Raw genomic sequence first — 26,427 nt, forward strand, 5'->3', positions numbered from 1 at the left:
CACCCCACGCCGTAGAATCTGGGGTGATGCGGTCATTCATGCTGAAACTCGCCGGCTTCGCCGGAGCGCCCGTGATCGCAGCTTTCGCGCCTTTCATCATACTTCCCGTCATCTCCCGCATCGTGGGCAGCGAGGGGTGGGCGAACTTCTCCACCGGGCAGTCCATCGGCATCCTCGGCATGGTCGGCGTCCTGTTCGGGTGGGGAGTCGTCGGCCCTGTCCGGATCGCGAGGAGCCGATCTGCCCACGAGCGGGCGGAGATCCTCGGCGAGAGCCTCCGGTCTCGGGTCCTCCTCGCCTGCGCCGCCGTTCCGCTCGCGGGGGTCGTCACCGCGATCATCTGCCAGGGTGCCTACCGCACGGAATCCATCGCGGTCGCCGTCGCCATGACGCTCGGTGGACTCTCTCCGGCCTGGTTCTGCATCGGCCAGGGCAATCCCCGCGCGCTCATGATCTTCGACGCGGCACCCAAGCTGGCGGCATCCGTCCTCATGCTTCCCGTGGTCCTCCTCTCCGGCCAGGTCCTCTGGTACCCGATCGCCTTGGTGCTCTTCACGCTGCCGGCGGTGCTCGCTCACTGGCTGATCGTCAGGCGCGATCACGACCCCACGCTGGCCACGAAGAGACCCATGGGCGCGATCGTCGGCGCACTGGTGCCGACGGCGGCGATCGACGCGACGGCGAACGCGTACGGTTCGACGCCGATCCCGATCGCCACCGCCGGGCTCAGCGCCGCGGATGCGAGTGCTTTCGCGTCCGCGGACCGCATCTACCGCGTGGGACTGCTCGCGGTGGTCGCGGTCGGAAACGCCTTCCAGGCCTGGGTGCTCGATCCCGCCGGCGACGACCCGGCGCGCAGGCAGCGGATGGCGCTGTCGGCCCACGTCGGTCTGGGGATCGTGGGCGGCGCGATGATCGCGCTCCTCGGTCCGTGGGCGACGGCCGTCCTCTTCGGCCCCGCTGTCGCCGCCCAGCCGATTCCGTCTGTGCTCTTCGGTGCCGCGTTCCTGTTCATCTCCACCGCGACGCCGCTGACGCGGAACCTCCTTATCCCCGACCACCGGTACCGCGTCGTGTTCGGGGCGACGATCGCGGCCGCCGCGACGGGACTGGCGGTCATGCTGGTCGGGTCCGCGTCGGGGTCCGCGAACCTGATCGCGCTGGGTGTCGCCTGCGCGGAGGCCACTGCTCTGGCCGTGATCGCCGTACCGGCGCTGCGCGCGTACCGCCGAGTGCGTGCCTCCGCCGTCAGTCCAGGCGCCGAGCAGACCACGTGACAGCGAGGGCCCGTGTCTCGGTCTCGGGGTCTATCCGCCCCAGCCGGAGACGGCGTCCGTCGCTCAGCCCCCGCAGGTACAGCGCCGCGAGCGAACGCCAGGGCCGTGCGAGCGGAAGCACCATCGCGAAATGCGCCGCATCCAGCGCCGTGTCGATGAGCCGCGCTCCTCTCAGCCGCCCGGCGAAGATGCGGTTCAGCGCGACGCGGTTGCGCACCCGGTAGTAGTAGCGGAAAGGGGTGCTGACGGTGGCGGCGCCGGGCAGAAGGATGCCGAGCACGCGGCGCTCGAGCCGCAGCCCGAGCCGATGCTCCAGCCGCAGACCCGCGCTCGCAAGCGGCGTTCGTCCGGCGACGCGGCAGCGCATGGCGAACTCGACGTCGACCAGGTCGATGAAGAAATCCTCCCGCAGCGGTCCGACGGCGTCGAAGACCTCGACTTCGACCAGCATGCCCGACTGGATCGCCTTCGGAGCCGTGAGCGCAGAGGACCGACCGCGTCGCACCGCCTGCGATACGCCGCCGAAGAACTCCGGGACGACCGGCGCGGCCGGACGTCCGGATGCTGCCGCAGAACGGGCGGTCGTCTCGAGCGCCTCGACGAAGCCGGGCGCCACGGAGGAGTCCTGATCGAAGGTGACGACGGAGCGCGCGCCAGCGAGGCGGGCGACCGCGACGCCGCGGTTGAGCGCCGCGGCGATCCCTGCGTTGGCCGGCAGGCGGACGACGGTGACATCGTCCGCAGCGAGCGACGACCAGACGTCATCGAAGCCGTCTCCGCCACCGTCATCGACGACGACGACCCCTGCCACCTGGTCTGCGACCGACGCGACGTTCGCGATGAGGGAGGGGTCGGGCCGGTACGCGCTGAAGACGGCCCAGACGGGCGCGGTCATCCGTTCCCGTCTGCGTCGGACGCGCTGGCGCTCTCGGAGTGGCCTTCCAGGGCCGAGAGCCGTTCTGTGAGCGCGTGCATCTCAGCGCGCGCGATCGCCGATTCTTCGGCGACCTTCCGGATCTCCTCCTCCGCCTGCGAGAGTTCCCAGGAGAGGTGGAGCGACACGCCCAGGAGGAGCACGATCGCAGTGGCGAACAGCAAGTTGGCCGGCAGCTGCACGCCCAGCGCTCCGGTCAGCCAGTAGAGCAGCTGCGGGAAGATGCCGAGCACCAGCACGCCGAGCCCGATGACGAGCCAGAGCACGGCGTACTTCTCGCGCAGTCGGCGCGTGAGGAGCAGCCACATGACGATAGCGAGGAAGACGACCGCGAGCACGATCCCGAGGAAGACGATCACAGCGGCAGCCCATCGCCGGCGGGGTTGGGCGTCGGTCGCCGCATCAGCGCGAGCGCGAGCGCGAACACCGAGCGCCCCAGGTAGATGGTGGACCCGACGGCGCCCTGGCTCGGGCGGCCGTGCTGGCGGGGTCGCATCGCGACCGGAACCTGCGTGACGGAGAGGCCGGCGTGGCAGGCGGCCACGAGGGAGTCGAGGGTGTCTCCGAGGTATTCGGCGGGATAGTAGCGGACATACTGGGCGATCGCCTTGGGGCCGGCTGCGCGGAAACCGCTCGTCACATCGGTGAGTCGCGTCCGGGCGACCCTGCTCAGCACGCGCGCCAGGAAGCGCATGGCCCACTTGCGCGGTCCACGCACGCTGTAGTCGCCGACGTCGCTGAAACGGGCACCGATCGAGATGTCCGCGACGTCCAGCCCCGCCAGCACGCGGTCGATGTCCGCAGGGTTGTGCTGTCCGTCGGCGTCCACCTGGATGGCTCTGCCGTAGCCGTGTCGCTGCGCGTACGTGAAGCCGGTGCGCATCGCGCCGCCGACGCCCAGATTGAAGGGCAGGGAGATCACAGTCGCTCCCGCCGCGCGGGCGACCGCAGCGGTGTCGTCGGTGGACCCGTCGTCGACGACGGCCACGTCGTAGCGGGAGTCCTGCCGCAGGATCTCCGTAACGGTGGCTCCGACGTTACGCGATTCATTCCACGCGGGAACGATGACCAGCACACGAGAGCTCACAGTTCAAGGATCCTACCAACTCGGCGCACGGCGACCCGCCCGGAGGACCCCGGTCGGGTCGCCGCCGCGACAGCGTGCTGTCTAGGGGATGGGCGCACCGATGACGTACACCGGCAGGTACGCCGCGGGAAGGAATTCGATGGCCGGGATGCGTCCGCCGCCGAACTTCAGCAGCGTCTGCATCGACTGGACATGGCGCAGTCCGGTCGATTCGACTCGGTAGACCTCGCCACGACCCTCGAACTGCACGAACGCTCCGTCGGCGAGCACCGGTGCACCCACCCCGATGCGCGCGACGGCGTCAGGCGACCAGCGGAGGATGGTGAGCGGGCGCGGCCCGTTGAGCTCCAGGAGCTTGGCGTAGGAGCGGACGTGGCGCAGCTTGCCCTTGTCGAGGACGTACACCTCGGCCGCAGAGACCGGCTGGATGAGCACCGGGGCTGCGAGAGACCCGCCCACCCGGGGGATCCCGGCGCAGTCGGCGCCGTTCAGCGCGGTCGCGGTCACGCCTTCGGGCTTGCCGCCGTCCAGGACTCGCGCCCCTCCGCGGGCGGCGATGAGGACCTCGCCACCGCAGTCGATGATCGGAGCGAGCTGGGTGCTCGCGATGCTGCGCCCGGCCAGTGCGCTGTCGGGCAGGACGCGGTACGCGGTTGCGCCGAAGTCGGCCGCCAGCGAGAAGCTCGGGATGTGGACGAGAGTCGCGGTGGGCGTCACCAGCATGACGTCACCCGACGACTGGGCGCGCACGAGCGTGTTCGGCGTGAGATATGTCGGTCCGACAGGGATGTTCGCGGCGGCCGCAGCATCGACCGTCGCGAGGTACCGCGAGGTTCCGCGGGTGACGTACTGCCAGGCCGCCCAGTCGTACACATGGCGACGCTGGCCGTTCTCGACCAGGTACGCCTCGGGCTTGGCCCACACCTGGATGAAGGAACCCACATCGGAGCCTGTTGTGAAGGCGTCGGCGACGCGAGCGTCGACGTCGACGTAGCCGGTGAAGGCATACCCGAACAGCGTGACCTGCGCGGCGGAGGCGAAGCGATGCTTCGTGCCGTCGCGCTCGAGGAGATACAGCGTGCCGGATCTCGGGTCGTGGACGTAGCGCGACATCGGCTTGCCGGAAGGGCGGTCGTCGATGTACGCCGCCGGCACCGTCGCGACCGCTCCGAGCCGCGAGCGCAGCGTCGTGAGGACCTCCATGGTGGGGACGTGGTGCTTGTTGCCGTTCGACAGAAGATACACCTCGGCGCGCCCCGCTCCCTGGACCAGCGCCCCGTAGCGGGTCTGGGTGCTGCCGAACCAGTCGGTGAAGCGCTTGAAGAAGTTGCGGTTGCCGTATGCGGAGCACGAGTCCCCCTCGCCGTATCCGGCGCGGAGCGAGGCGGCGTTCGGCTGATAGGGCGTGTAGTAGTAGAGGTTCGCGGTGGCCTGGTTCTCGATGTAGACCGGCGACGATCCGCACGACGTGTTCGGGTGGTACCGGACGTTCCAGGTCTTGCCCGGTGCGTAGTAGGTGAAGTATCGATTCTCGGTGTAGATCTTGAACTGGCGCGCCGCCCCGTACACCTGGTTGTAGAAGCCGTAGTAGCGGGTGTCGCAGTCCGACGTGTCAGGGCATCCCTGGCCCATCGCGATGGTGTACCGCCAGGAGGACGGCCAGGTGTGAGTCACGAGTCCCTGCTCCTTCTCCAGGGTCACGATGAGCACCTGGGGATTGATCCCGCACGCCCGTGCGACCTTGGAGATGATCTGGGCGGCGGATTCGTTGGAGGCTCCCTCGTAGGCGTTGCAGTACCTGTCGGCGGCCCGGGACGTCGTCGAGAGCCGGTAATCCTTCAGGCAGACGTATCCCGACTGGCAGCGGGCCACCCGCTGCTTCAGGAATGCGTCGATGTTCTCGGCGGTCATTGTCGACGAGTCGAAGAACACCTCGTTGGAGATGATGTTCCCGGGGCGGAACTGCGCGGGATCGGTGATGACGGCCGGGGCGACGGCCGCTGCCGGCACGGCCGTCGTTGGCTGCTGGGCCGCCGTCGCCGGAACGGCGCCTGCGATCAGCCCTGCCGCCAGTGCCGTGGAGACCAGGAGCGCGGTCATGGAGTGACGAAGGCGACCCGGTTGAGCATCATTCACGTGATCATTGTTACCGAAGTGGCGGTTAGATACCACTGTGACGCGTGTGATTGATGCTATGACACGCGGTGCACAGGATGATCCCGGGCTGCTCTCAGCACGGGAATCCAGGCAGCCGTATGACACGATTGACGGGTGAAGGGCATCATTCTCGCCGGAGGCTCGGGCACGCGTCTGCACCCGATCACCCTGGGCGTTTCCAAGCAGCTCGTCCCCGTTTACGACAAGCCGATGGTGTACTACCCGCTGTCGACTCTGATGCTCGCGGGCATCCGCGACATCCTCGTGATCACCACGCCGCACGACGCGCCGTTCTTCGAGCGCCTCCTCGGGGACGGGTCGCAGTTCGGCGTGCGCCTCACCTTCGCGCAGCAACCCTCGCCGGACGGTCTCGCGCAGGCCTTCACCATCGGCGCGGACTTCATCGGCGACGACAAGGTCGCCCTCGTGCTGGGGGACAACCTCCTCTACGGCCCGGGGCTGGGCACGCAGCTCAAGCGCTATTCGGACGTCGACGGGGGCGCCGTCTTCGCATACTGGGTCGCAGAGCCGTCCGCCTACGGCGTCGTCGAGTTCGATGCCGAGGGGAAGGCTGTCTCCCTGGAGGAGAAGCCCGCCGAGCCCAAGTCGAACTACGCGGTTCCGGGGCTTTACTTCTACGACAACGATGTGGTCGACATCGCTCGGGGACTCCAGCCGTCGCCGCGTGGTGAATACGAGATCACCGATGTGAACCGGGCGTACCTCGAACGCGGGAAGCTGCAGGTGGAGGTGCTGCCTCGCGGCACAGCGTGGCTCGACACCGGGACCTTCGACCAGATGACGGACGCGGCAGACTACGTCCGCACGATGGAGCGCCGGACCGGCCTGCGGATCGGCGTGCCCGAGGAGGTCGCCTGGCGTCAGGGGTTCCTGAGCGACGACGAGCTTCGTGAGCGGGCGCAGAAGCTGGTGAAATCCGGATACGGGACGTATCTGCTGGAGACGTTGGAAAGAGGGCGCTGAATGGGCCGCAAGCTTCTGGTCACGGGGGGCGCCGGCTTCATCGGCTCCAACTTCGTCCATCACGTCATCGCCCACACGGACGACCACGTCACCGTGCTGGACAAGCTGACCTATGCCGGCAACCGCGCATCGCTGGACGGCCTGCCGGAGGACCGGGTGCGCCTCGTGGTGGGGGACATCGCGGACGCGGCATTGGTGGACGACCTGTTCTCCGGAGTCGACGCCGTCGTGCACTACGCGGCCGAGTCGCACAACGACAACTCGCTGCACGACCCGCGGCCGTTCCTCGACACCAACATCGTGGGCACCTACACGCTCTTGGAAGCGGCACGCAGACACGACCGGCGCTTCCACCACATCTCCACGGACGAGGTCTACGGCGACCTGGAGCTCGACGACCCCGCGCGGTTCACGGAGTCGACGCCGTACAACCCCTCGTCGCCCTACTCGTCGACCAAGGCGGGAAGTGACCTTCTCGTCCGCGCCTGGGTCCGATCGTTCGGCGTGCGGGCGACGATCTCGAACTGCTCGAACAACTACGGGCCCTACCAGCACGTCGAGAAGTTCATTCCCCGTCAGATCACCAACGTTCTGCGCGGCATCCGTCCCAAGCTCTACGGCAAGGGCGAGAACGTGCGGGACTGGATCCACGCGGACGACCACTCGTCGGCCGTCCTCACGATCCTCGACAAGGGCGCGATCGGAGAGACGTACCTCATCGGTGCCGACGGCGAGAAAGACAACAAGACGGTCGTCGAGACGATTCTCCGGCTGATGGGCCGGCCGGCGGACGCCTACGATCACGTCACCGACCGAGCCGGACACGACCTGCGTTACGCCATCGATTCGACCAAGCTTCGGACGGAGCTCGGGTGGACTCCCCAGTACGGCGACTTCGACGCCGGACTCGCTGCGACGGTCGACTGGTATCGGGCCAACGAGTCCTGGTGGGCGCCGGCCAAGGACGGGGTGGAGGCGTTCTACGCCTCCAAGGGCCAGTAGCGGGGAGCCCCCGCCCTCACGTTCTCTCACCTGTTCCGAAAGGCGTCGCGTCGTGTCCATCGAGTTCGGCAAGCAGCTTCGGGCCACCGAAACGTCCATCCCCGGTCTGGTCCTCTTCGATCTGCCCGTGCACGGCGACTCCCGCGGCTGGTTCAAGGAGAACTGGCAGCGCGAGAAGATGGCGGCGCTCGGTCTCCCGGACCTCGGGCCGGTGCAGAACAACATCTCGTTCAATGACGAGGTCGGCACCACTCGAGGCATCCATGCGGAGCCGTGGGACAAGTGGGTCTCGGTGGCGACCGGCCGCATCTTCGGCGCGTGGGTGGACCTGCGCGAAGGCCCGACGTTCGGAGCTGTCTTCACCGCCGAGATCGACCCGTCACGCGCGATCTTCGTTCCCCGCGGCGTCGGCAACTCGTACCAGACGCTCGAACCGGAAACCGCGTACACGTATCTGGTCAACGATCACTGGTCGCCTGAAGCCGAATACTCCTTCCTCAATCTGGCAGACGAGACCGCCGGAATCGTGTGGCCGATCCCCTTGGATCGGGTGGTGATCAGCGACAAGGACCAGAATCACCCTCGCCTGGCGGACGTCACACCCATTCGACCCCGCAAGATCCTGGTTCTGGGCGCCAACGGACAGCTCGGCAGAGCCGTCCGTGACGAGTTCGGAGACCCCGCGCACGTCGAGTACGTCACGCGCGACGACCTGGACGTCACCGCACCCGGTCTGGCTGGTGCCCGCCGGTGGCGCGACTACGGTGCGATCATCAACGCAGCGGCGTACACGAAGGTTGATCTGGCGGAGACGGAGGGGCGCGCACACGCCTGGGCAGCGAACACCACGGCGGTGGCCGACCTGGCCCGCGTCGCGGCCGAGAACGGCATCACGCTGGTCCACATCTCGAGCGACTACGTGTTCGACGGTACCAAGACCGAGGCGTACGGGGAGGACGATCCCGTCGCGCCGCTCGGCGTCTACGGACAGACCAAGGCGGCCGGTGATGCCGCTGCAGCCACCGCCCCCCGTCACTACATCGTCCGGACGAGTTGGGTGATCGGCGACGGCGGCAACTTCGTGCGAACCATGGCGGCGCTCGCGCGAAGTGGCGTCGACCCGCGCGTGGTGGACGACCAGGTCGGTCGCCTGTCGTTCACCTCTGACATCGCGGCTGCCATCCGGCATCTCCTCGATGTCGAAGCTCCATACGGTGTCTACAACGTCACCGGCGCGGGGGAGCCGGTCACCTGGGCCGACGTCGCGCGTCGCGTCTTCAGCCTCACCGGGCAGGACCCGGCGCGAGTGACCGGTGTGAGCACCGAGGAGTACTTCGCCGGGGCCGCTGCGGTCGTCGCGCCTCGCCCGCGCAACAGCGTCCTCCGTCTCGAGCGGATCCGATCCACGGGATTCGCGCCCGTGGCATGGGAGGAAGCGCTCGAGCGGTACCTCGCGTCGACCGGGTCCGAGGATCCCGCCGCTGGTCGGTAGAATCTATGGCGGTGTTCTCGCACCGCGCCCCCCGCTCCCATTCTCAAAAGGCTTCTGCATGGATCTCCTCGTCGTCGGCTCCGGCTTCTTCGGCCTCACCATCGCTGAGCGGGCCGCCGAGGCGGGTCGCAAGGTGACGGTGATCGATCGGCGGCTGCACATCGGCGGCAACGCCTTCAGCGAGGACGACCCCGAGACCGGGATCGAGGTCCATCGCTACGGTGCGCATCTCTTCCACACGTCCAACGCGACGGTGTGGGAGTACGTCAACAGATTCACGACGTTCACCGATTACGTGCATCGCGTGTACACGAATCACCGCGGCGTCGTCTATCCGCTGCCGATCAACCTCGGCACCATCAACCAGTTCTTCCAGTCGGCCTACAGCCCCGACCAGGCGAAGGCGCTGGTGCACGAGCTTGCCGGCGAGTTCGACGCGAAGGAGGCAGCCAACCTCGAGGAGAAGGGGATCGCTCTCATCGGCCGACCTCTCTACGAGGCATTCATCCGCGACTACACGGCCAAGCAGTGGCAGACCGACCCGAAGAACCTGCCCGCCGAGGTCATCAGCCGACTCCCCGTGCGCTACAACTACGACAACCGGTACTTCAACGACACCTGGGAAGGTCTTCCCACGGACGGCTACACTGCGTGGCTGGAGCGCATGGCAGATCACGCCAACATCGAGGTGAAGCTCGAGACCGACTTCTTCGATGAGTCGCAGCCGTTGAGCCGGAACGCGGTCGTGGGCCAGCTCCCCGTGGTCTACACGGGTCCGGTGGATCGCTACTTCGACTATGCGGAGGGCGCGCTCTCGTGGCGCACACTCGACTTCGAGGAGGAGGTGCTCGAGGTGGGCGACTTCCAGGGCACCTCGGTCATGAACTACGCCGATGCGGACGTGCCGTACACCCGCGTCCACGAGTTCAAGCACTTCCACCCCGAACGAGCCGAGCGATACCCCGCTGACAAGACCGTGATCATGCGGGAGTTCTCCCGGTTCGCTACCCGGGACGACGAGCCTTACTACCCGGTGAACACCCCTGAAGACCGGGCCGGCCTCCTCGCCTACCGCGAGCTCGCCAGGGGCGAGAAGGACGTCCTGTTCGGCGGCCGTCTCGGCACGTACCAGTACCTCGACATGCACATGGCGATCGGCTCGGCGCTGTCGATGTGGCAGAACCAGCTGGCGTGACCGAGCTCACAGTCGCCTCGACGCTCGCCGCGCGTCGGAGCGTCGGGGACGCAGCTCATCGTCCCGACATCGACGGGCTGAGGGCTCTCGCAGTCGGGCTGGTCGTCGCGTACCACGTGTGGTTCGGGCGCGTATCAGGGGGCGTGGACGTCTTCCTGATGATCTCGGCGTACTTCCTGACGGCGTCGCTGGCGCGACGCCTGCTCGACGGGAGGGGGCCCGCCCTCGGCGCATACTGGGTGGGCCGATTCCGTCGCCTTCTCCCCGCCGCCGCCGTCACCATCGTCGGAGTGCTCGCCGTGACCTGGCTCTGGTTCCCGCCGTCGACATGGTCGGACGTCTGGCGGCAGGCCTGGGCGTCTCTGTTCTACGCGCAGAACTGGGAGCTGATGGCGTCCTCCGTGGACTATTACGCGCGCGAGGAGTCCACCCCGAGCCCACTGCTCCACTTCTGGTCGCTGTCGATTCAGGGACAGGTGTTCATCGCGTGGCCACTGGTCATCCTCACCATCGGCCTCGCTGCCCGACGGGCGGGCCTGGACCTGAGGCGCTCGCTCGCCGTCGTCTTCGCCGTCATCTTCGCCGCGTCCTTCGTGTACTCCATCATCGCCACCTCAGCAGACCAGCAGCGGGCGTACTTCGACACCTTCGCCCGCCTGTGGGAGTTCGCACTCGGGTCCCTCCTCGCGCTTGCGGCGCCGCAGATCAGGCTCGGGGCTCGCTGGGCGATAGTCGTGGGCTGGGCCGGCATCGCGGGGCTCGTCTCGTGCGGCATGGTGCTCGATGTGCAGGGCGGGTTCCCGGGCTATCTCGCGCTGTGGCCCACGCTGAGCGCCGCAGCGGTCATCATCGCGGGCCGCACGACGACACGCTTCGGCGCGGAGCGCTTCCTCTCCAACGGCATCCTGCTCCGGCTCGGTGCGATCGCTTACGCCCTCTATCTCGTCCACTGGCCGGTTCTCATCACCTGGTTGACGCTGACAAATCGAACCTCCGTCGGCCCGTACGCCGGCACGGCGGTGATCGCCCTCAGCGTCGGGCTCGCCTTCGCCCTCACGTACCTGGTCGAGAACCCCGTCCGGCGCTCGCGCTGGATCAGCGCCTCGACGCGCCGTGGCGTGGTCGCGATCCTGGCGTCGGTGGCCCTCGTCGCTGTGCCGCTCACGGCGTGGACCGCTGCCGAGACGGCGCGTGCGGCCACGATCGAGGCGTCGTCGCAGAACCCCGGTGCAGCGGTCCTGCTTCCGGGAGGCTCCGGCCCGGACGGCAGTTACGACGAGATCGTGCCGCTGGCGACAGCCCTCGACGAGGAGTGGGTGGCGCTGGACGGCCCCTGCACAGGGACTCGGAAGCCGGTAGCCGGGTCGTCGCCAGGATGCTCGGAGAAACCGGCGGCTTCCGCGCCGCAGGGCACCCTCGTGGTCGTCGGCGACTCGCATGCCCAGCAGTGGATGGGTGCGGTGATCCCGTTGGCAGAGGAGCGGGGCCTGGACGTGGTGGCACTCCTCAAAGCCGGCTGCTCGTTCGCGGCTGACGAGTCGCCGGTTCCCGGAGTCGAGGGGTGCCAGGAGTGGCGCGACGACGCCCTGGCGCACATCCGCCGGCTCGACCCGGCGATCATCGTGGCGATGGGGACGAAGACGATCCCCGATGCCTCGGAGGAGCGGCTGCTCGCCGGAATCGAGGCGACGCTGGAAGATCTGAGCACCACCGAGGCCCAGATCCTCCTCATCCGCGACAACCCCCGATTCGCCATCGACATGTTCGACTGTGTCGAGGACTTCGGTCCTGAGGCGGCCGAATGCACCCGCACCGCCGACGCGGTGCTCGCGCATCGAAATCCGGCCGCCGGCTTAGAGGGGGGCGACGTACGCGTCGCCGACCTGACGCCCTACCTCTGCCCGGACGGTGTGTGCCTGCCGGTCATCGGCGGTGTCGTCGTGTATCTCGACGACAATCACCTGACGGCGACGTACGCTCGCACACTCGCACCGGCGCTCGCCCGGCTGCTCTGAGACACCGGCTCTGACGCGGGGACGACGGCCACGCGACGCGCCACGCGTCAGTCAGCGACCAACGGTGCGAGTGCGGAGGCCAGCGGGTCCGCAAGGCTCGCGGCAAACGATCGAGACAGGTGATTGTCGTCGGTGTAGACCGACAGCCCGCCGATCTGCCAGTAGCAGACCTCTGCGTCGCAGAACGCGTCGGTGAGATCCACGATCCCCGCGCCGGTCGCGGTGGCTGCCGCGGTCATCGGGTCGTCGAAGTCGGCTGCAGTGCGCGGCATCCGGCAGCTGTCGATGGGGGCGAGCGCAAGACAATCGGGTGCGCTCGCGCCACCCTGCTGCGGCACCGGACGGATCTCGGGATGGTCTTTGAGGATCACGACATTCTTGCCCGCGTCCTGCAGAGCCTTTATTGAGGCCTCCACCGCCTCGGCCTGGAGCGGATGGTGCGCCGGGTCGTCGGAGAGATACAGCCGTGTCCGATTGGTGAAGACCACGTCCGTGATGGCGGGATCGTCGGCGACCTCCTGCAGCAGCGCTCCGGTGGGAGCGGTGCACAGCTCGGCGCCGACGGGATCGAACCCCCAGGGGCTGCCGAGCGGCTCGCGCGAGACGAGGGGACATCCGGACACGAGGTACGTCGTCAGGCTCCAGCCGTCGTCGCCGGCGGCACGATCGAACGCCTCCACCCACCGCGTGGCATGCGAGTCGCCGATCAGCGCGATGTGGGGGGCATCGTCGGCTCCGGCGACGCGGTCGCACCGCCGGAAGGCCGCCAGTTCCACGGTGACCTCGCACGCCTGCGCGTCAGGCGTCGGACGGTCTGCGGCGAAAGACTCCGGCGGCGCCTTCAGCGGCGTGGCGAGCGGACCGCCGCACGACGCGTCGGTCATCGCAGCAGCACCCCAGCAGGCGGGCAGAGTCGCCGGTGGGTCGGGAGGCGGAGGGATCGATGACACCGCGAGCGGCAATGCCGCGCACGTGACCAGTACCATTCCCGCCGCCGCACCGAGCAGCGAGCGCCGTGGCCGTCCCGCGAGCCACCGGTGGCCGCGGACCGGGTCTTCGACGAATCTCTTCGACGCCCAGCCGAGCGCGATCGAGGCGGCCGCGATGCCCAGCTTCTGCCCCGTGGCGAGGGGCGTCAGCGTGACGAAGGGCAGCAGGACGATCAGGGGCCAGTGCCACAGATAGACGCCGTACGACACATCCCCCAGGAACTGGATCGGCGGCAGGCCCGTGATGCGCGCCCGCGGTCCCGTCGCGGGGGTGCCCGCTGCGATGACCGCGAGGACGCCCAGCACCGGCAGTCCCGCCGTGTAGGAGGGGAACGGTGTGGAGGAGGTGTACACCACCATCGTTCCCAGGATCAGCAGCCAGCCGCCGACGGCGGCCACTGATGCCCACGCAGCGCCGAAGGGCGCCGGGCGCCTACGCAGGAGCAAGGAGAGGAGAGCACCGGCGCCGAACTCCCACGCGCGCGTGAAGGTGGAGTAATACGCGACGGTCGGCACCAGCACCGTGTAGACGACCGAGAAGACCAGGCTGCCGACGGTCGCCGATGCCACTGCCACGGTGATGCCCAACCCCGCGCCCTTCCTCGCGAGTCGGGCGACGAGGATCCCCACGGCGAGCAGCAGCGGCCAGACGAGGTAGAACTGCTCCTCCACGCCCAGCGTCCAGAAATGCTGGACCGGAGACGCGACATTCGAAGCGGCCATGTAGTCGACGGACTGCGCGGCGAGGGCCCAGTTCTCGACGTACAGCGCGGAGGCGATGATCTCCGAGCCGATCTGCGGCCAGCGATTGAGCGGAACCCAGGCGTATACCGCTGCGGCCGTCGCCAGGAGGACGAGGAAGGATGCCGGAAGCAGGCGGCGCGCTCGCCGAGCCCAGAACGCGGCCAGCGGGACGCGCCCGAAGCGCTCGTGGTCGCGCACGAGATGATCGGTGATCAGGAATCCCGAGACGACGAAGAAGACATCGACGCCGACGTATCCGCCGGTGAGACGGTTCGGCCACAGATGGAAGAGGAGGACACCCAGCACCGCGAGCATCCGGAGTGCCTGGATCTCTGCTCGGACGGGGGTCAAACGAGCCGGGCGGGCTGGGGTGTAGGTCGCTGCTGTGGCTGTCGTCACGGGGAGGAATCTCACGTCGGGGGCGCGTACAGACTACCGCGCCTCGGTGCACGCGCCGTGTGCAGGCGGAGCCTAGACTCGTTTGAGTGAGCACTGCCGCCGTCGGCGCCCCCGGATCGCCCCGGCGCTACGTCCACTCCCTGTGGCTGCTGTCGGCGCGTGATCTGAAGGTCCGCTACGCCACGAGTGCGCTCGGCTACCTGTGGTCGGTCCTCGACCCGCTCGTGATGAGCGCGATCTACTGGTTCGTCTTCACGCAGATCTTCGATCGCACGGTCGGCCACGAGCCGTACATCGTCTTCCTAATCACCGCACTGCTGCCGTGGGTGTGGTTCAACTCGGTGGTGTCGGACTTCACGCGGGCGTTCAATAAGGACGCCCGGCTGGTGCGGTCCACCGCGATCCCGCGCTCCATCTGGGTGAACCGGATCGTGCTGTCGAAGGGCATCGAGTTCCTGTGCTCGCTGCCGGTCCTCGTGCTGTTCGTCGTCTTCGCCGGACCGGGCGTCCAGTTCAACTGGGGACTGCTGCTGTTCCCGGTCGCCGTCGTGCTGCAGACCATCCTGCTCATCGGCCTCGGCCTGCTCGTCGCGCCCCTGTGCGTGCTGTGGAGCGACCTCGAGCGCACGACGAAGCTGATCCTGCGCGCACTGTTCTATGCCTCTCCGGTCATCTACGGCGTCTCCGACCTGCCGGGCGCTCTCGAGACGCTCGCCGCGTTCAATCCGCTGGCCGGGATCTTCGCCCTCTATCGGGTGGGTTTCTTCCCTGAGGAATGGGACCCGTGGGTGGTCTCCATCGGCGCCGTGACGTCGCTGCTCTTCTTCGTCCTCGGCGTCCTCGTGTTTCGCCGCCTCGAGCGTCCCGTGCTGAAGGAGCTGTGATGACGTCGTCGGGTCTCGCGATCGAGGTCGAGGGCCTCGGGGTGCGCTTCCGCCGCAACCGGCGCGGCCGCCGCAGCATCAAGGACCTGTTCTCGGACTCCTCGCGGCGCTCCAAACCCGGCGAGTTCTGGGCCCTGCGCGACGTCGCCTTCGACGTGCGTCCCGGAGAGTCGATCGGCGTGGTCGGACGCAACGGGCAGGGCAAGTCCACGCTGCTCAAGCTCGTCGCGGGCGTGCTGCTCCCGGACGAGGGGAGCGTCTCAGTGAACGGCGGAGTGGCCCCGCTTATCGAGATCACCGGAGGCTTCGTCGGCGACCTGACCGTGCGCGAGAACGTGCGCCTGACCTCGGGCCTCCATGGGATGTCGAAGGCGGAGGTGACGCGTCGGTTCGACGGCATCATCGACTTCGCCGAGCTGGGAGACTTCGTCGACACGCCCTACAAGCATCTCAGCAACGGCATGAAGGTGCGCCTGGCGTTCTCTGTCGTCTCGCAGCTCGAGGAGCCGATCCTCCTCGTCGACGAAGTGCTGGCGGTCGGCGATAAGGCGTTCCGCGAGAAGTGCTACACCCGCATCGACGAGCTGCTGGCAGACGGCCGGACGCTGTTCTTCGTGTCGCACAGCGAACGCGACCTGCGGCGGTTCTGCCGTCGCGGACTGTACCTCGACAGGCACCGGCTCGCGCTGGACGCTCCGATCGACGAGGTGCTCGACCGCTACAACGCCGACTACCCGACCGGCTGATCGCGCTCACTCCCACCGGTTGGTCCAGAATCGATGAGACCGATGCGTCGAGATCAGGCCTGGGCAGTTGCCGCTGTCAGGGGCGGCATGGGCTGCCACGAGGCATCCTTGGAGATCTTCCGCCCGTCACGAAGGCCGCGGAAGAGGTTCGATGTGCCGCGGACCGTGCGCTCGACGAAGAGGAGGCGGATGAGCTCCTTGCCGAAAGTCAACGCCGTCCCGAGGGCGAACGGCACGCGGCGGTAAACGCCCAGCGCGCGGTAGTACTTCTTGATGTATGCCCTGTTGCGCATGATGTAGTAGCGGTAGGCGTTGCTGGACGCGTTCATGTGCCGGATGCCCATGTCCCACTGCTTGATCTCGCGCGTGCGGCGGAGCACGAACTCATTCACGATGACGGACTGCGTGATGCGGGAAGCCAGCCAGCCGTACATCTGGTCGTCCCAGTAGATGAAGAAGCGCGGGTCGGGCAGGCCGATCTCGCGCACGATGTCGCGGTGGATGAACATCCCCTCGAAGCAGCCCGAGTTCATCGGCTTGTAGCCCGAGTCGTCGAAGCCCGCAGGGGCGAACGGGATGGGGATGCCCAACGGCTCCGCGATCCGGTACTGCCAATAGAATGCGCTGCCGTCGTAGTCGTAGCGGCGTCCTTGGATGCTCTTGAAGCGCGGCGCCCATCTGCCCATCTTCGCCAGCCCGTCGGGGAGGACCTCGACGTCGTCGTCCATGAGCCAGATCCATTCGGACCCGAGTTCGTACGCGACGCGCATGCCCTCGCTGAAGCCGCCCGACCCACCGGTGTTGGTCTCCATGCGCCGGTATACGACGGACGTGGGCTCCAGGCTCTCGCGGAACGACTCGACGACATCGGCAGTGTCGTCGGTCGAGGCATTGTCGATGATCACGACGTTGCCGGGCTTCGGGTCCATCGTCGTCAGGCTCGTCAGCAGGCGCGTCAGCAGACCGGACCGGTTGTACGTCACGATGGCGATGGTCGCGGTGGCGGGGTCGAACGGTGCGACGGACGGAACGTGGCTCACGGGGTGATCTCCGGGATGAGGCGGCGGGCGCCGAGACGTCGGGCCGGAGAGAAGCCTACCCCGCCGTCCCGTGCGGTCCCTGGTCGTGGGGAAGCCCGGAGCCGCTCGCGCCCGCCCCGCCGCCGGCATCCGTCCCGCCGTCCAGCCGCTCGCGCCACGAGCGGGACTGGCCCGCGCGCACCGCGCACAGCACGAGCATCAGCCAGCCGAGGCCGGTGAGCGTGAAGCTCTCGAACATCGAGTCGACCAGGAGCGCCACGAGGATGAGCGGCGTCCACGCGTACACCACCGAGCGACGCTCGCCGGCGACCAGCCACGCGCGCGCGAGGGCGAGGGCGCCCAGGGCGAGGAACAGCACCAGCCCCACCCAGCCGAGCTGCAGCGCCACGTCGAAGTAGGCGTTCAGCCCGGTGGCGTGGTCGGCGTCGACCCAGAAGTTGATGGCGTTGAAGGGGTACTCCCGCGGGTCCCACACGCCGAACCAGCCGAATCCCTGCACGGGCCTCTGGCGCAGGATGTCGACCATGAAGTTCCAGAGGTCGACGCGCATGGAGAAGTCCGTGCCGGCCCCGAGCAGGGCGATGATCGGATGCCGCGCCGCATAGCCGACGAAGACGCCGACGACGACCAGGGCGCCGAGGGCGAGCTGCAGTCCGGCGCGACGCTCGGGGCGCGCGTGGCGCACGAGCGCGAGGGCGCCGACGGCCAGGCCCACGGCGAGGGCGAGGACGACGACCGTGGGGGAGTCGCTCAGGGCGGCCAGGCCGCCCGCCAGCACGACGGATGCCACCGACACGCCCGGCGCGACGGACTGCGTGCGGTACTCGATCAGGAAGGTGATGAGAGCGAGCACGGCGACGAAGCCGAGGAGGTTGCGCGTCCCGAAGATGCCCTGGACCGGGCCCAGCTGTGCGAGGTTGCCCTGCACGCCGAGGAAGCGGAACGGGACGTCGAGCAGGATGCCGGAGAGCACCTCGACGGCGAGGGAGAGGCCCAGGAGCACGCGGAGCACGTCGCCGAGGGCCCGGACGGTCTGCAGCGTGTCCCGCACGTGGCCGATCACCACGGCCAGGAAGGCGATCGCGGCCATCGAGACCCAGCTCCAGAACGAGGTGGTCGGCTCGCCGCTCCAGAAGACGCTCGCCAGTGCCCAGCCGACGAACACGACCACGCTCGTGGGCACCAGCCGCAGGAGCGAGACCTCGCCCCGGCGCACCATCATCACCGCCGCTCCCAGCACGCACAGCCCGGCGACCACGGTGACATAGGTGACGTGCCCGGCGATGCGCTCGATCGCGAAGGACGCGAAGACGGTGCCGAAGACGGTGACGGTGAACGCGCGGGCGAAGGACGCCGAGTTCAGCAGCGCCCCCGGCCATCCGGGTGCCGTCGGCGCGGGCGAGTCGCTCACGCGCCCGGCCCCGGGCGGTCACGGGGGACGGACTCGTCCGGGCGGACGGCCTCACCGCGCTCGATCGCGGCCGATTGCTCGGCGGGACCGACCCCCACGTGCGGGGACTGCTTGATCTTGCCGCCGAGCATGACCACGAAGAGCCAGCCCCACAGCAGCAGCGGGCTGGACTCGGCCAGCCCCTGCACCAGGAGGATCGCCCCCACCAGCGTGGGCAGCAGGGTCAGCGGCGAGTACGGGCGGTCGGATCGGAGATCCCAGCGCGGCCGGTCGACGGCGAAGAACCACGAGCGCCAGATGAAGGCGAAGAAGAGCAGCGCGAGCAGCACCACGCCGACGATCCCGAGCTGCATCGACACGTCGATCCACATGCTGTGCGCCTGCATGACGGTCTGGCCGTGATCGACCACCCAGCCGTCGAACGCCGGATCCGACGGGATCCACGGCGTCGCGTAGCCCCAGCCGACCCACGGCCGCTCCGCGGTGCGGGCCAGCACCGCGTCCCAAATGCGCTCCCGGCCGGTGAGGTCGGCGCTGCGTCCCAGGGCGCTGAAGACGGCATCCCGCAGCAGCCAGAGCGCCACCAGGCCACCCACGCCCACGACGAGGTATCCCAGGTAGAACTTCGTCCGCTCGCCCGGCTTCGTCGCGCGGCGCATGAGGAGCGCGGTGACCAGCACCACGGCCACCGCGGCGGCGGCGAGGTAGGCCGTGGCCGAGGACGCGCGGACGAAGAGGAAGGCCGCCGATCCGATCCAGATCCACAGCGCCACGCGGCGGGGCGCGCCCGCGGCCAGCCGGATCGCGAAGACGATGATCGCCAGCAGCGCCACCGGGCCGAGCAGGTTGGCGTTGCCCATGATGCCCTGGATGCGCTCAGGGAAATCGAAGAGGTTGTTCCGCGACCAGTACTCGATCGGATCGTCGGCCTTCTCGACGACCCAGCCGGGCATGATCGGCTCGCCGATGACGACCGACACCCACAGCTCGAAGAGGATCGACAGCGCGACGACCCACTTCAACGCGGACGCGACCGCACCCACCAGCTCGCGCCACGTCAGGACGCTGCCGATGAAGAGCGCCTGCAGGGTCGTGATGTACAGCAGCAGCAGGGTGATCGCCGTGGTCTGCGGCCATGCCGACCACGCCAGCGACGTCGTCGCCCACACGACGTAGGCCACGACGAACCAGGGCAGGCGGCGCCACTGCACCGGAGGGCGGACGACGATCCACAGCACCGCCGAGAGGACGCCGCCGCCGATGGTCACGACGGCCGCCGGAAGCTCTCCGAACGCGTTGACCCATGCCGTGCCGGACAGCGACATGAACAGGACGAAGATGCACCAGCCGCGCAGCAGCAGGTGGCCGGTCTTCTCGCGGACCGGCGGTCCGGGCGGCGCCGACGCCGGATGCTTCGAGTGGACGGCCATCGCTCTCAGAGTACCCGCGCGACCCCGTCCGCCCCGCCGCTCGCAGGACCCCGCGCCGCGCGACCGGAGGCGGGTCCGCGGATGACGCACGGCGGGGAGGGGTGCGAGGGCCGTGGCTAGGCTGAGGCGCGTGCTGATTCCGCTTGCGAACGACCCCCGCGACTACGCGTGGGGCTCCCCGTCCCTGCTGGCAGAGCTCGAAGGGCGCGAGCCGTCCGGCCGCCCCGAGGCCGAGGTGTGGTTCGGCGACCACCCGGGGGACCCGGCCGACACCCCGGACGGGCGCACGCTGGACCGCTGGATCGCCGAGGACGGCGCCGCCGTCGGCGTGGACGGACCGCTGCCGTACCTGCTGAAGCTCCTGGCTGCGGCATCCGCCCTGTCCATCCAGGCGCATCCCTCCATCGCCCAGGCAGAAGCCGGCTTCGCGCGCGAGGAGGCCGCCGGGATCCCCCGGGACGCGGGCGAGCGCACCTACCGCGACCGCAACCACAAGCCGGAGCTCATCGTGGCGCTGAGCGAGACCTTCCGCGCGCTGGCGGGGCTGCGCGAGATCGACGCGACGCGCCGCCTCGTGCACGAGCTGGGTGCGGGAGCGGCTCCGCTGGCCGACAGGCTCGCCGATCCGGATGCCTCGCTCGCGGCCGTCATCGGCTGGGTGCTGTCGGACGGCGCCGACGCGGCGAAGGAGATCATCGCCGCCGCGGTCGCCGCCCGCTCCGACGAGTTCGCCGCCGAGCTGGAGCTCGCCCGCGCGCTGGACGAGGCGTTCCCCGGCGACCCCGGCATCGTCGTCGCGCTGCTGATGAACCTCGTGACCCTGCGCCGCGGCGAGGGGCTGTTCGTGCCAGCGGGGGTCCTGCATGCCTACCTCGAGGGGCTCGGCGTGGAACTCATGGCAGCCAGCGACAACGTGCTGCGCGGCGGCCTGACCCCCAAGCACGTGGATGCCGCGGAGCTGGTCGGCGTGCTCGACCCCGCGCCGGGCCTTCCGCCCGTGATCCGGGCGCGGCCGGTCGGCGACGGCGTCGGTCGCTACGACGTCCCGGTCGAGGACTTCGCGCTGCTGACCGCCTCGCCGCGCGACGACGCGGGCATCGACGTGCCGCTCGAGGGCCCAGCGATCGCCCTCGCGACCGGCGGCGCCGTCACCGTGTCGGGTCGCGCCTCGGGCGGACGGGCGGAGCTGGTGCCGGGCGCCGCGGTGCTCGTCACCCCGGACGAGCGGGGAGTGCGCGTGTCGGGCGAGGGTGAGCTGTTCATCGCGCTGCCGGGGCGGTGAGGACGCCCCAGGGCGGCTTTCTCACCGGACCGTTACACAGTGCGACACGCCGTCGGCGCGTCGTGAAGGTTCAAGAGTCGGTTGAGCCTTTACTATCTGCGACTTGACCTCACCGAACTACACGGGTGTAATTAGCCGTACACGCACCAGCGTGGAGCAGGATCTCGGGGGGTGAGAACGACATGACGGTTTCGCAATTCCGTTCCGGCGTTCCCGACGACTGGTTCGTCGATCCGGTTCAACTGGGGGTTCCGGGGGTACGCCGCAACGTCGACGCGGAAGAAGACAATCCGCTCGCGTGGCAGACCGACGCACTCTGTGCGCAGACCGATCCGGAGGCGTTCTTCCCTGAGAAGGGCGGCTCCACCAGAGATGCCAAGCGCATCTGCACGTCGTGCGACGTTCGGGGGGAATGTCTCGAGTACGCGCTGCAGAATGACGAGCGGTTCGGCATCTGGGGCGGGCTGAGCGAGCGGGAGCGTCGCAAGCTGAAGCGCCGAGCAGGCTGAACGCACGCCGCGGCCGACCGGTCCGATCCGGTCGGCCCGGCGCGTTCGCCCGGCGTGACGGATCTGCACGCCTAGGCTGACGAAGACATGCCCGCCGACACGCCGAACAGAGTCCACGCCGTCCTGGTCGTGCGTCCCGACGGGCGCACTCCAGCCGCGTTCCATCTGCGCCGGAGCCTCGCGGCGCTCGGACAGCAGTCGCGTTCGGTCGACACGCTGACCGTCGTCGTCTGCGGCGGCGACGACCATCTGTTCGAGGTCGCCGATGCCGGCAGGCCAGACGTCATCCTGCGCGCGCCGGCGTCGACCGGATTCGCCGCCGCGGTGGCGCAGGCCACGGACGATCTCGGCGACGGCGTGGTGTGGCTCCTGGCCCAGGACACCGCACCCGAGCCGGACGCGCTGGCGCGACTGCTCGGCGCGCTGGAGCGGTCGCCGTCGGTCGCCTTCGTCGCCCCCAAGCTCGTGCGGTGGGACGATCGCTCCGAGATCGTGTCCCTCGGCGTGGGCATGACGCGCTTCGGGCGCTCGGTCGGGCTCGCCGACGACGAGCTGGACCAGGGTCAGCACGACGCCCGCGAAGACGTGCTCGGCACCGACGTGCGCGGCATCCTGATCCGCGCCGACGCCTGGAAGCGACTCGGCGGACTCGACCGGGGCCTCGCGGGCGCGGACGAGGGATTGGATCTGGGGGTGCGCGCACGGCTCGCCGGCGGGCGCGTCTCGCTGGTGCCCAGCGCGCTGGTCGCGGTCGCGGGGGACGGCGTGGCAGGCCTTCCCGTTCCGCTCACGCCGCAGCGGCGGCGCCGAACGGCATACGCCGTTCGCCTGGCGCAGCTGCACCGCCGCCTCGTGTACGCGCCGGCGCCGGCGGTGCCGCTGCACTGGCTGACGATCCTGCCGCTCGCGGTGTGGCGGACCATCGCGGACCTCGCCCGCAAGCAGCCGGGCCGCATCGCGCCCGAGTGGGCGGCGGCCGCCGTCGCGCTCGTCGGGTTCGCGTCCGTGTGGCGCGGGCGGCGGCGCCTGCGCAACGCCCGCACGGCGTCGTGGGCGCTGCTGGCGCCGCTGCGGACCAGTCAGGCCGAGCTGCGCGAGCGGCTGGACGACGAGCCCGAGGTGGCGATCGGCGGGCACCGGCGCAGCGACCTGCGGTTCTTCTCCGGCGGCGGCGCGTGGCTGGTGCTCGCGGCGCTGGTCGGATCCATCGCCGCCTTCCCCGCGCTCCTGGCCTGGCCGGTGCTGGGCGGGGGAGCGCTGCAGCCCCTCGCGACGACGGTGGGGCAGCTGTGGAACGACGCGGCTTTCGGGCAGCGTGCCCTCGGCCTTGCGACCATCGGGCCGGCCGACCCGTTCGCGGCGGTCGTCGCCGTCCTCGGCTCGCTCTCGCCGTGGGCGCCGTCCCGCGGGCTCGTGCTGCTGTGGATCGCCGCGCTCCCGCTCGCCGCTCTGGGCGGATGGTTCGCGGCGACGCGCGTCACCGAGCGCTCGGGGCTCCGACTCCTCGGCGGCGCCGTCTGGGCGCTCGCTCCCACCTTTGTGATCGCCCTCATGCAGGGCCGGCCGACCGGTGTGATCCTGCACCTGCTCCTGCCGTGGCTGTTCTACGCCGGCTCGGTCGCCCACCGCTCCTGGGCGGGTGCGGGCGCCGCCTCGATCCTGCTGGCCGCCGTGCTCGCGACCGCGCCGTCCCTCGCCCCCGCGATGGCGCTGATCTGGATCGGCGCGGTGCTGCTGGCCGTCTTCGGCCGGGCGGGGCACGGCGTGGCGCGGCTGATCTGGGCGCTCGTGCCCACCATCGCCCTGGCTCTGCCCCTCGTCTGGCACAGCCTCGCGGGCGGCAGCGCCTGGAGCCTTGTGGCCGACCCCGGCGTCCCGTGGCCGGGACCCCAGGTCGCGGCGGACGCCGCTGGTCGGGCCCTGCTCGCGGCGGGCATCCCGACCCCCGACCTCGCCGGATGGGCAGCGCTCCTCCCGGAGGGCCCGACGTGGTGGGTGCCGCTGCTGAGCGTCCCGCTCGCGCTCCTCGCCCTGGCGGCCCCGCTCACCCAGCGCTGGGCCGTGGGCACCGGCCTCCTGGTCGTGACGGCGCTCGGGCTGGCGACGGCCTTCGCGGCCGCGGGCGTGTCGGTCCAGTTCATCCAGTCGCTCACCGTGCCGCTGTGGCCGGGGACCGCGCTGAGCCTCGCCTGGCTGGGAGCGCTCGGCGGCGCGCTCGTGGCACTGGATGCCGGGCTCGCGCCGCGGGTCGCCCTCGTGCGGGGCGTCGCCGCCGCGCTCGTCTTCGGCTGCGCCGTGGTGCTCGCGCTGCCCTCCCTCACCGCGTTTACCCGCGGTGCGGCGACGCTCGCCAACGGCCCGGCCAGCACCCTCCCGGCGTTCGTCGCCGCGGAGGGCCGCGAGGATCCGGACGTCGGGACGATCGTGCTGACCCCGCAGGCCGACTCCGGTGTCGCCGCCCAGGTGGTGTGGGGCGCGAGTGAGACGATCGGCGGCCAGACCACCCTGCTGTCCGCCCGCACGGAGCCCACGGCGCAGGACGCCGAGCTGGCCAGGCTCGCCGCGGACCTCGTGACGCCGTCCTCCGAGGACGTCGTCGCGCAGCTGGGCGAGAGCGGCATCGGCTTCATCCTGCTGGCGCCGGCCACACCGCCCGAGACCGACGCCGCCCGCACGGTGCGCCTGTCGGCGATGACGGCGCTCGGTCAGCGCGAGACGCTCGTGGTCGTGGGCGACACCGCGAAGGGCGAGCTGTGGCGCGTCGTCGACGAGGTGGCCGAGCGGCCTGGGGAGCCGGCATCCGTGTCGATGATCGCGTGGTGGATCGCCGCCGCGCAGCTCGTCGTCTTCGGCATCGCGCTGCTCCTGGCCGTGCCGACGGGCGCGTCGCTGCGCCAGGCGCGGCGCACGCCGCGGATCGTGGGACCGCACTGGCAGGAGGGACGATGAGCGACCGACGCGTGTTCCGGTGGGCGACCTCGAGCGCCCGCCTCCTCATCGGCACGGCGGTGTCGATCTGTGCCGCGATCGCGGTGGTGACGGCGGTCTGGCTGCCGTGGCCGACCCTCGCGCGCTCGCCGCTGGAGGTGACGGCCACGCCGGCGCCCGCGGCGTCGATGATCGTGTGCGACGGTGCGCTCCTGACGATCGGGCGGGACCCGACCGACGCCGACGCCGTTCAGGTGGCCGTGCCGCAGTCCGTCGTCGGCGGCGTGGCCGAGGGCGAGCCCGCCGACGAGGAGCGGCTCGAGACGGTGGACGTGGGCGAGGGCCCCGTCGCGTTCGTCGCCCAGCCGGTCGGCGACGAGGCGGTGGACATCGCCGCCACCGGCTCCGCCACCGCGGCGGAGCCCGACCTCGCCGGATTCGCCGCGTCGGCGTGCCGCCCCCCGCTGCTGGACTCGTGGCTGGTGGGCGGGTCGGCGACGACGGGCGCGGCGGATCTGGTGCTGCTGTCGAATCCGGGGACGGTGGCGGCGACCGTGCAGCTCACCGTGTACGGCGTGGACGGGCCGCAGGTTCCCCCCGGCGGCTCGGACCTCGTGATCGCCCCCGGCACGCAGCGGGTCATTCCGCTGGCGGGCCTCGCGCTCGGCGAGGAGACGCCCGTCGTACGGGTCTCCGCGGTCGGCGCCCCCATCCACGCCTCGCTGCAGGCGAGCATCATCCGCACCCTCACGCCGGGCGGGGTCGACCAGGTCGGCCCCGTGCCGCAGGCGGAGACCCGCACCGTGATCACCGGCGTCACCGTCGAGCCCGACACCGGCGAGGACGACGGCGCGGCAGAGGCCCCGGCGGAGGCCACCGTGCTGCGGATGCTGTCGCCCTCTGCCGCGGCCACCGCCCGGGTCACCGTCAATGCGGTGGGACGGGCGGAGTCGGTGCGCGAGCCGCAGGAGGTGGCGCTCGAAGAGGGACGCCCGCTGGCGTTCGCGCTGGACGGCCTCAGCACCGGCACCTACACGGTGACGGTGGAGGCGGACGCCCCCGTCGTCTCGGCGGTCTGGCAGACCACGGGCGTCGAAGAGGGCGACGACTTCGCGTGGTACACGCCGTCGCCCGAGGTCGCGGTGCCGTCGCTGTTCGCGACGCCCGGCGGCCCGACGCCGACGCTCTCGATCGTGAATCCCGCCGCGGAGGCCGTCACCGTCGGCGTGGTCGCCGCCGACGGCGGCTCGACGATGGACCTCACGGTTCCCGCCCTCGGATCGGTGGCCGTGCGTCTCGCGCCCCGCACGCTGTACCTGTTCGAGCCCGACGCGCCGGTGCGGGCGGGGCTGACGTTCGCCGGCGACGGCGCGCTGGCCGGCTTCCCGATCTGGCCGGCCGACGTCGCCACGCCGGAGATCGTCGTCTACCCGTAGTCCGCCGCGGGCCGCGTCTCGATCCGAGTCGCGTCAGAAGTACCGGAAGCGCTCCGGCCCGAGATCCCAGGGGTCGCGGTCGAGGTACTCCGCCGCGGCCCGGAACACGGCGCCCTCCACGAGCATGCGTCGATGCAGCTCGTCGTCGCGGTGCAGGTGGCTCAGCCGCTCGATGGGGAGCCGGTACAGGATGATGCGTCGCTCGGCGGGCAGGACCGTCCAGCGGGGGATTCCGTCGGCGCCGGTCGCGGCAGGCATGTCGGCGACCTCGAACCGCACGTCGCGCAGCTCCGACCAGGCCGAGCGCAGGAACTCCGCCGCCGTTCCCACGGACAGGTCGAAGCGGTCCACGCGGGTGTCCAGCGGGGGCAGCGGCGGTCGGACGACGGAGCTCCGCCCCTCGCGCCCGTGGCGTCCGTGTCGCGACGCCCGCCGCGCCACGCGGTCGCTGGTCCGGGTCCGACGCCACGCCATGCCCCCATCCTA

Annotated in this window: 21 protein-coding genes; 12 read left to right on the forward strand and 9 right to left on the reverse strand. The window is 70.1% G+C overall.

The window, feature by feature from the left end; translation table 11 throughout:
• Nucleotides 1-26: 26 nt before the first annotated feature.
• Nucleotides 27-1,277, forward strand: coding sequence for a polysaccharide biosynthesis protein (locus ACWGUG_RS15790; protein WP_452325244.1), 1,251 nt, complete (start codon nt 27-29; stop codon nt 1,275-1,277).
• Here ACWGUG_RS15790 and ACWGUG_RS15795 read toward each other — a convergent pair.
• The 4 genes from ACWGUG_RS15795 to ACWGUG_RS15810 all read right to left on the reverse strand — a co-directional run bounded on the left by ACWGUG_RS15795 (nt 1,249) and on the right by ACWGUG_RS15810 (nt 5,398).
• A complete protein-coding gene (locus ACWGUG_RS15795) occupies nt 1,249-2,172 on the reverse strand; it encodes a glycosyltransferase (protein WP_452325245.1) in 924 nt (307 codons plus the stop codon). The genes ACWGUG_RS15790 and ACWGUG_RS15795 overlap by 29 nt on opposite strands.
• Complete coding sequence (locus ACWGUG_RS15800; protein WP_452325246.1) at nt 2,169-2,570, reverse strand: DUF2304 domain-containing protein; 402 nt, start codon at nt 2,568-2,570, stop codon at nt 2,169-2,171. The genes ACWGUG_RS15795 and ACWGUG_RS15800 overlap by 4 nt, the downstream gene beginning before the upstream one ends.
• Nucleotides 2,567-3,298, reverse strand: coding sequence for a glycosyltransferase family 2 protein (locus tag ACWGUG_RS15805; protein WP_452325247.1), 732 nt, complete (start codon nt 3,296-3,298; stop codon nt 2,567-2,569). Before ACWGUG_RS15805 ends, ACWGUG_RS15800 begins: the two co-directional genes overlap by 4 nt.
• A gap of 81 nt (nt 3,299-3,379) precedes the next feature.
• The gene (locus ACWGUG_RS15810; RefSeq protein WP_452325248.1) at nt 3,380-5,398 is read right to left on the reverse strand and encodes a hypothetical protein; all 2,019 of its coding nucleotides are present in this window, start codon (nt 5,396-5,398) and stop codon (nt 3,380-3,382) included.
• Between the two features lie 171 nt (nt 5,399-5,569).
• On the opposite strand from ACWGUG_RS15810, the gene rfbA reads away from it, so the two are divergent.
• The 5 genes from rfbA to ACWGUG_RS15835 are packed head-to-tail and all read left to right on the forward strand — an operon-like array spanning nt 5,570 to nt 12,143.
• Entirely contained in the window at nt 5,570-6,439 is an 870-nt protein-coding gene (rfbA, locus tag ACWGUG_RS15815; RefSeq protein ID WP_452325249.1) for a glucose-1-phosphate thymidylyltransferase RfbA, read from the forward strand.
• The gene (gene rfbB / locus ACWGUG_RS15820; protein ID WP_452325250.1) at nt 6,440-7,441 is read left to right on the forward strand and encodes a dTDP-glucose 4,6-dehydratase; all 1,002 of its coding nucleotides are present in this window, start codon (nt 6,440-6,442) and stop codon (nt 7,439-7,441) included.
• Nucleotides 7,442-7,493: 52 nt separating this feature from the next.
• Nucleotides 7,494-8,933: a sugar nucleotide-binding protein gene (locus tag ACWGUG_RS15825; protein WP_452325251.1), complete on the forward strand. Its 1,440-nt coding sequence runs from the start codon at nt 7,494-7,496 to the stop codon at nt 8,931-8,933.
• A gap of 58 nt (nt 8,934-8,991) precedes the next feature.
• Complete coding sequence (gene glf / locus ACWGUG_RS15830; RefSeq protein WP_452325252.1) at nt 8,992-10,128, forward strand: UDP-galactopyranose mutase; 1,137 nt, start codon at nt 8,992-8,994, stop codon at nt 10,126-10,128.
• Nucleotides 10,125-12,143: an acyltransferase family protein gene (locus ACWGUG_RS15835; protein ID WP_452325253.1), complete on the forward strand. Its 2,019-nt coding sequence runs from the start codon at nt 10,125-10,127 to the stop codon at nt 12,141-12,143. Before glf ends, ACWGUG_RS15835 begins: the two co-directional genes overlap by 4 nt.
• A 47-nt stretch (nt 12,144-12,190) precedes the next feature.
• Here the strand turns inward: ACWGUG_RS15835 and ACWGUG_RS15840 are convergent, their stop codons facing one another.
• Nucleotides 12,191-14,290, reverse strand: a complete 2,100-nt coding sequence (locus tag ACWGUG_RS15840; RefSeq protein ID WP_452325254.1) for an acyltransferase family protein — start codon at nt 14,288-14,290, stop codon at nt 12,191-12,193.
• Between the two features lie 71 nt (nt 14,291-14,361).
• On the opposite strand from ACWGUG_RS15840, the gene ACWGUG_RS15845 reads away from it, so the two are divergent.
• Both ACWGUG_RS15845 and ACWGUG_RS15850 read left to right on the forward strand, forming a co-directional pair.
• The gene (locus ACWGUG_RS15845; protein ID WP_452325255.1) at nt 14,362-15,159 is read left to right on the forward strand and encodes an ABC transporter permease; all 798 of its coding nucleotides are present in this window, start codon (nt 14,362-14,364) and stop codon (nt 15,157-15,159) included.
• Nucleotides 15,159-15,905 carry an ABC transporter ATP-binding protein gene (locus ACWGUG_RS15850; RefSeq protein ID WP_452325256.1) on the forward strand — a complete coding sequence of 249 codons (747 nt, stop codon included), beginning with the start codon at nt 15,159-15,161 and terminating at the stop codon, nt 15,903-15,905. Before ACWGUG_RS15845 ends, ACWGUG_RS15850 begins: the two co-directional genes overlap by 1 nt.
• A gap of 53 nt (nt 15,906-15,958) precedes the next feature.
• Here ACWGUG_RS15850 and ACWGUG_RS15855 read toward each other — a convergent pair whose 3' ends face one another.
• From ACWGUG_RS15855 to ACWGUG_RS15865, 3 genes are read right to left on the reverse strand one after another with little or no spacing between them, the layout of a single operon-like run.
• Entirely contained in the window at nt 15,959-16,945 is a 987-nt protein-coding gene (locus ACWGUG_RS15855) for a glycosyltransferase (RefSeq protein WP_452325257.1), read from the reverse strand.
• Nucleotides 16,946-17,000: 55 nt separating this feature from the next.
• Nucleotides 17,001-18,356 carry an O-antigen ligase family protein gene (locus ACWGUG_RS15860; RefSeq protein WP_452325258.1) on the reverse strand — a complete coding sequence of 452 codons (1,356 nt, stop codon included), beginning with the start codon at nt 18,354-18,356 and terminating at the stop codon, nt 17,001-17,003.
• Nucleotides 18,353-19,786: an O-antigen ligase family protein gene (locus tag ACWGUG_RS15865; RefSeq protein WP_452325259.1), complete on the reverse strand. Its 1,434-nt coding sequence runs from the start codon at nt 19,784-19,786 to the stop codon at nt 18,353-18,355. The genes ACWGUG_RS15860 and ACWGUG_RS15865 overlap by 4 nt, the downstream gene beginning before the upstream one ends.
• Before the next feature lie 130 nt (nt 19,787-19,916).
• Between ACWGUG_RS15865 and manA the strand changes: the two genes are divergently transcribed.
• The 4 genes from manA to ACWGUG_RS15885 all read left to right on the forward strand — a co-directional run bounded on the left by manA (nt 19,917) and on the right by ACWGUG_RS15885 (nt 25,941).
• Nucleotides 19,917-21,068: a mannose-6-phosphate isomerase, class I gene (manA, locus tag ACWGUG_RS15870; RefSeq protein ID WP_336398480.1), complete on the forward strand. Its 1,152-nt coding sequence runs from the start codon at nt 19,917-19,919 to the stop codon at nt 21,066-21,068.
• Nucleotides 21,069-21,250: 182 nt separating this feature from the next.
• Nucleotides 21,251-21,577, forward strand: a complete 327-nt coding sequence (locus ACWGUG_RS15875) for a WhiB family transcriptional regulator (protein WP_194397809.1) — start codon at nt 21,251-21,253, stop codon at nt 21,575-21,577.
• A gap of 87 nt (nt 21,578-21,664) precedes the next feature.
• Nucleotides 21,665-24,526 carry a glycosyltransferase gene (locus tag ACWGUG_RS15880; RefSeq protein WP_452325260.1) on the forward strand — a complete coding sequence of 954 codons (2,862 nt, stop codon included), beginning with the start codon at nt 21,665-21,667 and terminating at the stop codon, nt 24,524-24,526.
• Nucleotides 24,523-25,941, forward strand: coding sequence for a DUF5719 family protein (locus ACWGUG_RS15885; RefSeq protein WP_452325261.1), 1,419 nt, complete (start codon nt 24,523-24,525; stop codon nt 25,939-25,941). The genes ACWGUG_RS15880 and ACWGUG_RS15885 overlap by 4 nt, the downstream gene beginning before the upstream one ends.
• A 33-nt stretch (nt 25,942-25,974) precedes the next feature.
• On the opposite strand, the gene ACWGUG_RS15890 is transcribed toward ACWGUG_RS15885, so the two are convergent.
• On the reverse strand, nt 25,975-26,415 hold the full coding sequence (locus tag ACWGUG_RS15890; RefSeq protein ID WP_336398483.1) for a metallopeptidase family protein: 441 nt from the start codon (nt 26,413-26,415) through the stop codon (nt 25,975-25,977).
• Between the last annotated feature and the right edge of the window lie 12 nt (nt 26,416-26,427).

Source organism: Microbacterium sp. NPDC055455 (assembly GCF_053619935.1).

Excerpts from the sequence above, each read along its gene's own strand:
- ACWGUG_RS15865 (WP_452325259.1), bottom strand. The coding sequence starts at position 19,786 with ATGGCCGTCCACTCGAAGCATCCGGCGTCGGCGCCGCCCGGACCGCCG.
- ACWGUG_RS15875 (WP_194397809.1), top strand. The coding sequence starts at position 21,251 with ATGACGGTTTCGCAATTCCGTTCCGGCGTTCCCGACGACTGGTTCGTC.
- ACWGUG_RS15850 (WP_452325256.1), top strand. The coding sequence starts at position 15,159 with ATGACGTCGTCGGGTCTCGCGATCGAGGTCGAGGGCCTCGGGGTGCGC.
- ACWGUG_RS15885 (WP_452325261.1), top strand. The coding sequence starts at position 24,523 with ATGAGCGACCGACGCGTGTTCCGGTGGGCGACCTCGAGCGCCCGCCTC.
- glf (WP_452325252.1), top strand. The coding sequence starts at position 8,992 with ATGGATCTCCTCGTCGTCGGCTCCGGCTTCTTCGGCCTCACCATCGCT.
- ACWGUG_RS15890 (WP_336398483.1), bottom strand. The coding sequence starts at position 26,415 with ATGGCGTGGCGTCGGACCCGGACCAGCGACCGCGTGGCGCGGCGGGCG.
- ACWGUG_RS15810 (WP_452325248.1), bottom strand. The coding sequence starts at position 5,398 with ATGACCGCGCTCCTGGTCTCCACGGCACTGGCGGCAGGGCTGATCGCA.
- ACWGUG_RS15790 (WP_452325244.1), top strand. The coding sequence starts at position 27 with ATGCGGTCATTCATGCTGAAACTCGCCGGCTTCGCCGGAGCGCCCGTG.
- rfbB (WP_452325250.1), top strand. The coding sequence starts at position 6,440 with ATGGGCCGCAAGCTTCTGGTCACGGGGGGCGCCGGCTTCATCGGCTCC.
- ACWGUG_RS15880 (WP_452325260.1), top strand. The coding sequence starts at position 21,665 with ATGCCCGCCGACACGCCGAACAGAGTCCACGCCGTCCTGGTCGTGCGT.
- ACWGUG_RS15795 (WP_452325245.1), bottom strand. The coding sequence starts at position 2,172 with ATGACCGCGCCCGTCTGGGCCGTCTTCAGCGCGTACCGGCCCGACCCC.